Genomic DNA, 11,271 nt, shown 5'->3' with positions numbered 1-11,271 from the left:
CGATGGCCGCGATCACGGCGGTGCTCGTCGCGGCGGGGGCCGCCGTAACCGGCCGCCCGGCCCTGCCCGTCGGAGCCCGTCGCACGACCATCGCTGGCGGCTGCCCAGCCCTGCTCGTCCGCACGGCCTCCGCTATTGGCCGTCCGGCCGTGCGCACCCGCTCCGGCTGCACGGCCGCCGGGAGCCGCCTCCGCTGATCGGCCGCCAGGAGCCGCGTCGAAGAACTGCGTTCCGCCGGCCGCATCGGCTGACCGCCCACCACCTGCCGCGTCCGCGGACCGGCCGTCACCGTGATTGGCCGACCGGTCATCACCATGAGCCGCCGACCGGCCCCGGCCGCGCGCCCGCGCCGCCGCCCGGCCGCCGCGGGCATTCGCCGCCGCCCGGCCGCCTCCGTCAGCCGCCGACCGGCCACCGTCTGGTCCGGCCGCCGACCCGCCGCCATCGCGACTTGGACCGGACACGGCCCAGCCACCGTCACCCGTGCCGGACAGCTGGCCACCACCATGCGCGCCCGATGCCGCCCAACCCGCGCTATCCGTGTTTGATGCGGATCGGCCGCCGCCATGCGTGCCTGATGCCGTCCCCCCGGGACCGTCCGTGCCCGGCGCGGACCGGCCGCCGCCACGCGTGCCGGATGCCGCCCAACCTGCGCTATCCGTGCTTGATGCGGACCGGCCACCGCCGTCCGTAGCCGACGCCGCCCAACCGCCGCCATCCGTACCCGACGCCGCCCAGCCACCGCCGTCCGTGCTCGATACGGCCCAGCCACCGTCAGCCGTGCCGGAGACCATCCGGCCGTCGCCATGGGCACCGGTAGCACGGCCGTCGTGCGGGCCCGCAGCGCGACCGTCCCCGGGAGTGCCCATAGCTCGGCCGTCGCCGTGCGTGCCCGCAGGTGATCGGCCACCGCCGTGCGTGCCAGATGCCGCCCAACCTGCGCTGTCCGCGGTCGATGCGGCCCAGCCGCGCGCGTCGGTGCCGGATGCCGTCCACGCGTCTCCCGGACGGCCGCCGCCCTCGATTCCCGTGGGTGTGTGGCGACCCGTGAGCGTGCCGTCCGCGCCCGAGGACGAGTGGCGGCCACCGGCCGGGGTGCCGCCGTCCGCCCCGGGAGCCGGGCGGCCCCTGCCGTCCGGGCCGGGGAAATCGGCCGAGCCTCGGCGGCCGCTGCCGTCCACCCCAGAGAGTCCGTCCGGACCCCACCGGCCGCTGTCGTCGGCGCCGAAGAACCCGTCCGAGCCCCGGCGACCGCTACGGTCCGCGTCGGCAGAACCGTCGGAACCCCGGCGACCGCCACCGGTCGTGCCGGGGAGTCCGTCCGGGCTCGGCTTGCCGCCCTTGGAGCCTGCGGGGCCTCTTCTGCGGGCCATCACAGCCCCGCCGCCCCGATGAGATTGCCTAGTGAAAATGTGACCGCCGCCGCCACCGCCCCGACCACGAGCTGCCTCAGCCCCGAATACCACCAGCTGCGCGCCGTGACGGCCGACACCACCGCTCCCGCCGCGAACAGCGCCACGCAGGCCACCCCGGCCGACACGGCCAGCTCGTCGGCCCCGAACAGGTACGGCAGGAGCGGCAGCACCGCCCCCACGCTGAACGACAGGAACGACGACACCGCGGCCAGCACCGGCGACGGCAGCTCATCGGGTGCGACGCCCAGTTCGTTCTGGGTGTGGACCTCCAGCGCCCGGTCAGGGTTCTGCGAGATCTGCCTGGCCACCTCGGCGGCCAGCTCCGGCGTCACGCCCTTGTCGACGAAGGTCTGCGCCAGCTCCGCCCGCTCGTCCTCCGGATAGCGGGCCAGCTCGCGCCGTTCGACGGCGATCTCGGCCTGGGCCAGCTCACGCTGACTGGCCACGGAGACGTATTCGCCGCCCGCCATGGACAGGGCTCCGGCGGCGAGCCCGGCGACACCGCCGAGGGCGATCACCCTCGTGTTGGCGGTGCCGCCCGCGACACCGGCGATGAGCGCGAAGTTCGACACCAGGCCGTCCATCGCGCCGAACACCGATGGCCGCAACCAGCCTCCGGTGACGTCGCGATGCTGGTGGTGGATCTCCGCGCGACCGCTCATCGCGAGTTCTTCTCCTTCGTCACGGCTTCAGGGGCGGGAGCGTCGTCCTCGCGGCTGTCGGCCGGCGGCTCCTCCACCGGCCGATCCGATGCGCGGGCGGCTTCCGACGGCTCGTCGTCGGAAGCCTGGACGGTCGCCGGCGCAGGGCTGCCCACCTCAGCGTCCTCAGAGGTGGTGGCCGCCGGAGGCTTCGCGTCCTCCGCCGCCGACGTCTCGTCGGCGCCCGAAGCGGCGCCTGAAGCAGCTCCCGAAGCGGCTCCCGCAGAGGGCTCGGCAGAGGTCTCGCCTGAGCTCTCGGCTGAGGTGTCTTCAGCGGCCGGTGTCGCCTTGGTCGCGTCAGCGTCCTCCGCAGCCGTTTCGGTGTCCTTCGGACCGCCGCCCTCCGAGGACGAGCCCTCCGCCTCCTTCGAGGCCGAGGTTTCGCTGTCGTCCCCCTCGGCGGCCGCCGCGGACTCGCCGGGCTCCCCCGGCCCCGTGTAACTGGCCGTCGGCGGCACCACGAGCTCTTCCGAGTCCTTGTTCCTGGTCACGTACAGGTAGACCAGCGCACCGAGGAAGAGCACGATCGACGTCCACTGGTTGATCCGCAGCCCGAGGAACGTCACCGCGTGATCCACCCCGCCCACGGGGTCGATGCGCAGCCCTTCGATCCAGAAGCGGCCCAGCGTGTAACCGGCGACGTAGAGGGCGAACAGCCGCCCGTGGTGCAGCGCGAAGCGCCGCCCCGCGAAGATGAGCGCGAAGCCCAGCGCCAGGTCCCAGATCGACTCGTACAGGAAAGTCGGGTGGTAGAGGACGCCGGGCTCGCCGCCGTGGTTGATGTCGATCTCCAGGCCCCACGGCAGCGTGGTCGGCCCGCCGTACAGCTCCTGGTTGAACCAGTTTCCCCAGCGGCCGATGGCCTGGGCGAAGGCGATGCCGGGGGCCACCGTGTCGGCGACGGCGCTCATGGAGATGCCGCGCCTGCGCACGGCCCACCACACGCCGACGCCGCCGAGCGCGATCGCGCCCCAGATGCCGAGGCCGCCTTCCCAGATGAACAGCGCCTGGTAGGGCTCCTTGACCGCGCGGCTGCCGAAATAGGTCTGCCAGTCGGTGATGACGTGGTAGAGGCGGCCGCCGATCAGCCCGAAGATGACCGCGGGGACCGCGATATCGACGATCGTCCCGCTCTGGCCACCGCGAGCGCGCCAGCGCCGCTCGCTCAGCCAGACGGCGACGATGACGCCGAGCACGATGCATAGCGCATAAGCCCGGATCGGTACGAATCCGAGATACCAGACCCCCTGGGAAGGGCTGGGAATCGAGGCAAGGGGCATGTCAGGTGAGGGTAGCGGAAGCAAGCCTACTTAGCCGCCTCCGTAATCGCTTCGCGAAGTTGCTTCGGGCTGAAGACCTGCGAATTGTCGATTTCTGTGCCGTTCAACTTCACCGTCGGCGTATGGGTGAGCTTCTGCGCGTCGCTGACCTTCTTGCTGTAGGCGAGCTGCGCCTCGGCATTCTTGCCCGAGGTCACGCACTGCTCGAAGCCCGGCGCGGTCACTCCGGCGTCCTTGCCGAGCTGGATGAGCTCGTCCGGCTTGAACCCCTCCACGGTCTCCGACGGCTGGTTCTTGAAGAGCAGGTCGTGGAAGGCCATCCACTGCTTGCCGTCCGCCACGCACCGGGCGGCGTTGCCCGCGCGCACGGAGTTGGACTTGGTCGGCTCCTGCGAGAAGATCGTGATCGGGTGGTAGACGACCTTCGCCTTGCCCTCGGCGGCGAGGTTCTTGAACGTCTGGCCGCTGACCCGTTCGAGCTCCTTGCAGGCCGGGCACTGGAAGTCCTCGTAGATGTCGACGACCGGCTGGGTGACGCCCGCCTTGGCCATCACCGCGGTGCCGTCGGGCTGCAGGGTGATCGGCGCGAGGTCGGCGGAGGCCTGCTCCGAGCGCGAGTTGCTGATCCCGTACCACACGCCGAGGCCGAGCGCGGCGACGGCGACCGTGCCGGCGGTCACGTATGTCACCAGGCGCTTGCGCTTGTCACGCGCGTGGGCGGCGGCCTGTTGCGCCTTGATCTTCTCCCGCGCCGTCTTCGACGCCGTCGTCGTGTGCTGGTCCTTGCTCATCAGTCGTCCCCCTCAACATCCGTAGTGTCGCCCTCCAGGCCGAGGGCCCCGTCGAGCGCGAAGCGGCCCGGCGGGAAGCGCGCCGTCCAGGCGCCGAGCAGCACCAGGCCGAAGTCACGCAGGATGTCGAGCAGGTATGTCGGCTCCTCGCCTTCCCCCAGCCGGCCGCCGCCGCCGAAGCAGCCGCAGTCGATCCGCAGCCCGTTCGCCCAGGCCCAGGCGATGCCGAAGACGAAGGCGAACATGAGCACCCCGGCGATCACCGCGGCCACCCTGGTCAGCAGACCGACGACCAGCAGGACGCCGACCACGATCTCCAGCATCGGCAGGATGTAGCCCACCATGACGGCGATCGACTCGGGCAGCAGCTGGTACGCCTTGACCGCCACGACGGAGTCGGACAAGTTGCCGATCTTGAGCGCGCCCGCCGCGATCAGCACCACGCCCAGAACAAGCCGGGCGACGGTCGTCACCCAGGGTATCTTCGCACTCGCTCTTAGTGACGCCACTGACGCGATCAAAGGTCATCTCCTCTGTCTCTGTGCTGAGATGGGCACAGTACCGGGATTCCATCTGACCACGCCGGGGATAAGCATCGGCTAAGGCTCACGGACCAGCGGGAATGCCGCGGAACTGCTGCGCGCGGAACTCGCTGGGCGGCAATCCAGCGCGTCTCGTGAACAACCGGGTGAAATAGGCCGGATCCTCGTAGCCAACCCGCCTGGCCACGGCGGCGACCGGCAGGTCGGTGGTGGCGAGCAAATCCTTTGCCCGGTTGAGCCTGATCGCCAGCACGTAGTCCTTCGGGCTGCACCCGGCGAGCCTGCGCACGGCCTGCCGCAGCGCCTCCAGCGGCATCCCGAGCCGCGCGGCGTGCTCGGCGACCGACAGAGGCAGGCAGGCGTCCCTGGCCAGCCCGGCGAGCACGGGATCGCCGTGCGGGTCCTCGTCCGCGCGGCTGCGCCTGAGCGCGACCAGCACCTCGTGCACGGTGGCCGACGTCTCCACCTCCAGGTACGGGCTCCCCCTGCGGCACGCCTGGGCGATGCGGCCGATGGCGTGGACGGCCGGCTCCGCGGTCGTGAGCGGCGTGACGGGATCGGCGGCGTCCACGAAGCCGAGCTCCTGGTAGGCGACGGCGGCCGGCCCGGTGAAGTCGACGAACCACTCGCTCCACCCCGCGTCGTGCGGGGCGTAGTGGTGCTCGACGCCGGGCAGGAGCCACAGCACGGCCGGGGCGACCACCTCGGCGCGCGGCCCGCCCCCGTGCGCGAACCACCCGCCGCCCTCGGTGACGACGACGGCGACGTGGTGCTGCATGGTGCGCGGCCCAACCGTGGGCAGCCGGCCCTCCTGGTGCCCGACGCCCAGGCAGACCAGGCCGAGCCCGCGGTGGGCGGGCCCCGGCGTGAGGTAGTGCATCCACTGGCGGAACGACATGGGCCCCTTCCCTGGAGTCCAACAGGCGCTCGGGTTTGTCCATGGCCGCCGGCCTGGGGACTCGGCGAGGCTGCTGGGCGCGAAATCCTATCGGAGGAAGGTCATGAGCGTTTTCTCGATCGACGGTGGAACGTTCCGGCTGGACGGCGCGGAGTTCCGGGTGCTGTCCGGCGCGCTGCACTATTTCCGGGTACGCCCCGAGCAGTGGCGGCACCGGCTGCGGATGCTGCGGGCGATGGGGCTCAACACGGTGGAGACGTACGTGCCGTGGAACCTGCACGAGCCGCGCCAGGGCGACTTCCGCCGCATGACGGAACTGGGCGACTTCCTGGACGCCGCCGCCCAGGAGGGACTGCTGGCCATCGTGCGGCCGGGCCCGTACATCTGCGCCGAATGGGACAACGGCGGCCTGCCCGCCTGGCTCACCGGCCGGATCAGGACCGGCGACCCCGAATATCTGGCCCACGTGGACCGCTATTTCGACCGCCTCATCCCCCGGATCGCCGAGCGCCAGGTCACCAGGGGCGGCAACGTGATCATGGTGCAGGTGGAGAACGAGTACGGCTCCTACGGCACCGACCAGGTCTACCTGCGCCACCTGGCGGACGGGCTGCGGGCCAGAGGCGTCGAGGTGCCCTTGTGCACCTCGGACGGCCCGGCCGACTGGTACCTGACGGGCGGCACGCTGCCCGGCGTGCTGGCCACGGTGAACTTCGGCTCCGACCCCGAGCGGGCCTTCGAGACGCTGCGGGCGCACCGGCCGGGCGAGCCGCTGTTCTGCATGGAGTTCTGGTGCGGGTGGTTCGACCACTGGGGCCACCAGCACATGGCCAGGGACGCGGGCGACGCCGCCGACACGCTGGATCGGCTGCTGGCGACGGGCGCCTCGGTCAACCTGTACATGGCGCACGGCGGCAGCAACTTCGGCGCGTCCTCGGGCGCCAACCTGGCCGGTGACCTCGCCGACGGCGCGTACCGGCCGACGGTGACCTCCTACGACTACGACGCGCCGATCGACGAGCGCGGGGCGCCGACGGAGAAGTTCTGGAAGTTCAGGGAGGTGCTGTCCCGCTATGCCGGGGAACCGCCTGAGGTGCCGCCGCTGCCCGGACTGCTGCCGGCCGCGACCCTGCGCCCGTCCGGGTCCGTACGGCTGCGCGACGCCCTCGACGCGATCGCCGGCCCGGAGGCGCACTCCCCGTGCCCGCCCGCCTTCGAGGACCTCGGGCTGGAGCACGGCCTGGTCCTGTACCGGGTGAGCGTTCCCGGGCCGCGCGAGCCGTACCGGCTGACCCTGCCGGAGCTGCGCGACCGGGCGCACGTGTTCGTGGACGGCGAGCCCGCCGGGGTGTTCGAGCGCGACGTGGAGCCGCCCGAGGTGCTGGTCGCCGGGCCCGCCACGGTCGAGGTGCTGGTCGAGTCGATGGGACGGCCGAACTACGGCCCCCGCCTCGGCGAGCGCAAGGGCCTGGGAGCCGGGGTGCTGCACCGCCTGCAGTACCTGCACGGGGTGAGCGCGCGCGCGATCCCGCTCGACGACGTGTCGAAGGTGCCGTTCACCGGCGGGCGGGCCGCCGCGCCGCAGGCGTTCTTCTCGTTCGAGCTGGAGGTGGCCGAGCCCGCCGACGCCTACCTGGCGCTGCCCGGCTGGGGCAAGGGCTACGTGTGGGTGAACGGCTTCTGCCTGGGCCGCTACTGGGATCGCGGGCCGCAGCGAACCCTGTACCTGCCCTGGCCGCTGCTGCGCGCGGGCGCGAACGAGATCGTCGTGCTGGAGCTCGACCGCGTGGGGCCGGCCCTGGAGGTGCGCACCTCGCCCGAGCTGGGCTGATCTCCGGGCTCAGGCGCACGTGAAGCGGGCCTCCCCCCAGTCCGCGTGGTCGTTGCCGTTGCCGTCTCCCGCGTCGCCGGCGACGAGGTCCGCGTACCGGGCTCCGGTGAGGTCGGCACTCAGCTCGTACGCCGGGTCGGCGGCCCGCAGCACCGGGCTGCGCGCCTTCTCCGTACCGTCCGCCACCACGCTGAACTGCACCGAGCCCCGGGTAGCCTGCACGTCGTCAACCCCCACCACGGCTGTGAACTTCGTACACCTCCCACCCAGGAAGAAACGCACTTTTGCCGGCGCGTGCGTGCCGAGCCCCTTGGCGAACGTCCGCCCGCCGACGACGATCGGCCCGCCGTCGGCCGGGCCGGTGTCGCCGTTGGAACGGTCGCGCTCGACCGGGCCCCAGCCGTTGTCCGCGCTGACCCACTCCAGGTCGCTGGCATAGGCCTCGCCCGCCGGCGGCGGCGGCAGCGTCCGCACGCTCGCCGTGGCCGTCAGCGTCCTGGCCGCGCCCCCGGCGGTGTAGGCGGCGGTGGCCCTGAGCTCGTAGGTGCCGTAGGGGGCGCCGGCCGGCGGGGTGACCTGCCAGGCCGTGGTCAGCTTGGCGCCCGGCTCGACGGTCCCGGTCCCGTTCCCGGCAGCCGTCCACCCCTCCGGTACGTCCAGCCTCACCGTCACGTCCTCGGCCGTGACGTCCTCCAGATTCGTGAACGTCGTGCGCACCTCGTTGGCCGCCCCCTGCTCGAAGGCCGCCGGGCCGGGCACGACCGCCAGCGACCCGCAGACCGGCGCCTCCGGCGTCACGCCCAGGTCGGTGACGGAGAAGTCGTCGAGGACGAAGTCGGCGCCCGCCTGCTCGGGCCTGAGCGAGCGCAGCCCGACCCAGACGTCACCGCAGCCGGCGACGACGCGCTCGGTGAAGACGGCGGTGGCGCGCCGCTCGGGGACGGGCGTGCGCCGGGTCTCGACGCTGACGCCGCCCTTGTCGTAGCCGGTGACCCACTCGTAGGTCTCCGCCTGCGCGTTCTGGTAGGCGAACGACACCTCGTAGGCGTGCCCGGGCTCGAACGCGGCGGTCCACGGCAGCGTCCGGTAGATGAGCCCCTGCCGCTCCTCGTGCGCCTTCAGCGACCAGTCGCCGCTGAGCACGTCGTCGATCACCTTGCCGTTCCACCCGGCCTGCGTGTACGGCTCGTGCCGCTCGGACAGGTGCGTACGCGCGTCGAACGACCCGCCCGCGTCCCCCTTCACGAACGGCCCCCAGCCCGGCTCGGCCGACTCGAACGTCTCCACCCGGCCCGCCGGCTCGCGCTCGAACACCCGTACGTCGTCCACCCGCACGTCGCCGTCCGCCCCCGCGGCCGTGATCCGCAGCGTGACGGGCCCCGCGGGCGCGGTGAACGTCACCTTGACCCGCTGGAAGAAGGTGTCGTGCTTCTCGTCGGACGCGATGTAGTTCCTGGCCGTCGAGCGATTGACCGTCACCGAGGCGCCCGCGGCCTCCAGCGTGGTCGCGCGCGTCCGGCCGGGCTCGACCTCGACGAAGGCGGAGGCGGTGTACGTACGGCCCGCTCGCAGCCCCCTCAGCCGCTGCTCCAGCCGCGCCTGGGCGCCGCCGCCGAGCCGTGCGACCCGCTGGCCCAGGTCGTTGCGCTCGACGCTCACAGGCCCCGTGACGCTCCAACCAGCCAGCCGGTCGTCGTTGAAGCCCGGGTCGCGCACGCCGCTCCCCTGCCCCCAGTCCGGGACGGCCGGCTCGGGCGCCCCGGCGGGGTAGAGCACGTACGGCACGCCCGCCTCGGCGCGCAGGGTGATCTTCCCGCCAGCCGGGGTGACCACGCCGGTCCGCACGCGGCCCTGGTCGGTCAGCTGGTAGACGGTCATCGGCCGGGCGGCGTCCCACGTGCTCTCGCCGCCCGCCGGGTTGAAGTGGTAGTACCGGCCCTGCCACGGCAGCAGGTACGTGCTCCCGTCGAGCACCTTGTGCCCGCCGGCGAACAGCTCCCGCCGCCCGTTCCGGTACGTCCCGCGCACGCCGCCGGTGAAGACGATCTCGTCGGCGCTCCAGTCCATGATCTTGTAGTGCTGCAGGAACTTGGCCGGCAGGTTGTGCTCCCAGATGTTGCGGTAGAACGCGGTGAAGTCGTTCTCCGCCGTCCAGCCCTCGAACTCGACGATGCGGGCGTTGCCGAGGATGGGATGGGCGTTCCAGACGTCCTTCTCGTCATTGCGGATGAACCGGATGATCTGCGAGTTCAGCCCCTTGTTGGTGACTCCGCCGTAGTTGAGGTCGTTGGCCCAGTGCGCCCACAGCGACGAGCGCTCCAGCTTGTCCGACCACTCCGTGGTCACCTGCCAGCCCTGCGCGCGCAGCTCGGCCAGCGTGCGGTCGGCGACCCAGCCGTACGGCCTGAACACGTCCACGTACAGCACCGCGAGATTCGCGTCCGTCTCCTCGCGCAGCCGCTCGAAGCGCCTGGCCAGGCTGCCTCTGGCCAGGTCGCCGCGCTGGTCGATGAGGTAGGCCTGGTCGAGCCAGTTCCAGCCCTTGGCGTCCTTGTTCACGAGCCGCTCGTCGAAGCTCCTGGCCTCGGGGTAGGACTCGGTGGCGTTGACGTGCACCCCGAACGTGGCGTTCCAGCTCTTGCCTACCTTGAGCAGCGCGTTGAGGTCCTTCAGGCCGCCCGCGCGGCGGTTGTAGTTGCCGCCGTAGTCGGGGTGCGCCGCGTCGTGCCCCTCCGACTGGTAGCCCTTGAGCAGCGCGAGCTGGCCGAGCCCGTCGGTGGCCAGGGAGATCCGCTTGACGTCGTCCAGCGTGCGCAGGAACGGGTGCGTGGCCTGACTGGAGAAGTTGAACGGGATGTGCGTGACCACCCGGTCCTTGGTCCGCTCCGCGCCGAGCGCCCTGACGCCGATGCTCCTGAACGCGATCGCGCCGTCCTGCCAGTCCAGGGCGCCGTCGCCGTTGGCGTCGGGCGTGAGCACGATCTTCGCCCAGGGCGGCTCCTCCGTGAACGGCGCTCCCTCGGCGCGGTGGGTCCACTGGCCGCTCCACACGCCGACCCGCACGGTGCCGTCCGCGTCCTTCCTGGCCTGGTGCCAGAGCCGGGCCGCCTCCCGGTCCGTCACCCCGGAGGGCCGGTCGTAGGAGGAGTTCGACTCGACGGCGGCGGCCAGGCTGCCGGTGTTGACGATCGCGTACGTCGCGCCGATCGGCGCCTCGTCCGGCGCGGTGGCGGCCGTGACGGGGGCGAAGACGTCGGCGGTGCGGGTGGAGTTCGGGTCGAGCCTGGTGAAGGCGGTGGCCGCGCCCTGCTGCGCGCTCGACACCGACACCAGGTCGTGCCCCGGCAGGTCGATCGTGCCGACCCGGAACGCCTCGGTGTCGGCCACCGAGTCGATCCTGAACGTCGTCACCCGTCCCTTCACCCCCACGCTCGCCTTCAGCGCGACGCCGGGCAGGTCGCCGAACGTCAGCCGGTAGCGGGCGGTAGCGCCGTCCCGGCCGGTCAGGGTCACGCTCGCGGGGTACGGCCGGCCGTTGAGCACCACGGCGGGCACGGCGGCGCTCCCGCCGAGCCAGGCGCCCGTGGCCCGGTCGGTGTAGCGCAGGATGCGGGGGAAGGCCGGGTCCAGCTCCACGGTGAGCGACGGGGACGCGATCGTGATCGGGTCCGCCACCTCGGCGGGGCTGGGCGGCACGTTCTGCGCGGTGGGCCTCGGCGGCGGCGTGCCGGTCGGCGACGGCTCCGGAGAGGGCAGCTCGTACGTCGGCTCGGGGACGGGCGCCGGCGTGTGGACCGGGGCCGGGGTGGGCGT

8 protein-coding genes are annotated in these 11,271 nt (G+C 72.4%); 2 read left to right on the top strand and 6 right to left on the bottom strand.

The genetic code is table 11. The features are described from left to right. The coding region (locus ETD85_RS65230; protein WP_206059480.1) for a hypothetical protein at nucleotides 1-197 on the top strand (197 nt) is incomplete at its 5' end. A gap of 1,175 nt (nucleotides 198-1,372) precedes the next feature. Here the strand turns inward: ETD85_RS65230 and ETD85_RS54485 are convergent. From ETD85_RS54485 to ETD85_RS54465, 5 genes are all read right to left on the bottom strand, one after another. Next, entirely contained in the window at nucleotides 1,373-2,077 is a 705-nt protein-coding gene (locus ETD85_RS54485) for a VIT1/CCC1 transporter family protein (RefSeq protein WP_138697725.1), read from the bottom strand. Further along, on the bottom strand, nucleotides 2,074-3,396 hold the full coding sequence (gene lgt / locus ETD85_RS67385) for a prolipoprotein diacylglyceryl transferase (protein WP_138697724.1): 1,323 nt from the start codon (nucleotides 3,394-3,396) through the stop codon (nucleotides 2,074-2,076). The genes ETD85_RS54485 and lgt overlap by 4 nt, the downstream gene beginning before the upstream one ends. Nucleotides 3,397-3,422: 26 nt before the next feature. Continuing rightward, nucleotides 3,423-4,187 (bottom strand): DsbA family protein, encoded by a 765-nt coding sequence (locus ETD85_RS54475; protein ID WP_138697723.1) that lies wholly within the window; start codon nucleotides 4,185-4,187, stop codon nucleotides 3,423-3,425. Further along, nucleotides 4,187-4,660 (bottom strand): MauE/DoxX family redox-associated membrane protein, encoded by a 474-nt coding sequence (locus ETD85_RS54470; RefSeq protein WP_138697722.1) that lies wholly within the window; start codon nucleotides 4,658-4,660, stop codon nucleotides 4,187-4,189. Before ETD85_RS54470 ends, ETD85_RS54475 begins: the two co-directional genes overlap by 1 nt. A 133-nt stretch (nucleotides 4,661-4,793) precedes the next feature. Further along, nucleotides 4,794-5,627, bottom strand: a complete 834-nt coding sequence (locus ETD85_RS54465) for a helix-turn-helix transcriptional regulator (protein ID WP_138697721.1) — start codon at nucleotides 5,625-5,627, stop codon at nucleotides 4,794-4,796. Nucleotides 5,628-5,730: 103 nt separating this feature from the next. Here ETD85_RS54465 and ETD85_RS54460 point away from each other — a divergent pair, with 103 nt between their 5' ends. After that, nucleotides 5,731-7,458, top strand: coding sequence for a glycoside hydrolase family 35 protein (locus tag ETD85_RS54460; RefSeq protein WP_138697720.1), 1,728 nt, complete (start codon nucleotides 5,731-5,733; stop codon nucleotides 7,456-7,458). 9 nt (nucleotides 7,459-7,467) lie between these two features. Here the strand turns inward: ETD85_RS54460 and ETD85_RS54455 are convergent, their stop codons facing one another. After that, nucleotides 7,468-11,133, bottom strand: a complete 3,666-nt coding sequence (locus ETD85_RS54455) for an endo-alpha-N-acetylgalactosaminidase family protein (RefSeq protein ID WP_206059479.1) — start codon at nucleotides 11,131-11,133, stop codon at nucleotides 7,468-7,470. Nucleotides 11,134-11,271 lie beyond the last annotated feature (138 nt).

The organism is Nonomuraea zeae (assembly GCF_005889725.1).
Classification (GTDB): domain Bacteria; phylum Actinomycetota; class Actinomycetes; order Streptosporangiales; family Streptosporangiaceae; genus Nonomuraea; species Nonomuraea zeae.
The sequence above is the reverse complement of the archived record's forward strand: the minus strand, read 5'-3'. Positions and strand labels throughout refer to the sequence as shown.

Bases quoted from the DNA above. Each gene is read 5' to 3' on its own strand.
- ETD85_RS54485 (WP_138697725.1), bottom strand. From the start codon at position 2,077: ATGAGCGGTCGCGCGGAGATCCACCACCAGCATCGCGACGTCACCGGA.
- lgt (WP_138697724.1), bottom strand. From the start codon at position 3,396: ATGCCCCTTGCCTCGATTCCCAGCCCTTCCCAGGGGGTCTGGTATCTC.
- ETD85_RS54475 (WP_138697723.1), bottom strand. From the start codon at position 4,187: ATGAGCAAGGACCAGCACACGACGACGGCGTCGAAGACGGCGCGGGAG.
- ETD85_RS54465 (WP_138697721.1), bottom strand. From the start codon at position 5,627: ATGTCGTTCCGCCAGTGGATGCACTACCTCACGCCGGGGCCCGCCCAC.
- ETD85_RS54460 (WP_138697720.1), top strand. From the start codon at position 5,731: ATGAGCGTTTTCTCGATCGACGGTGGAACGTTCCGGCTGGACGGCGCG.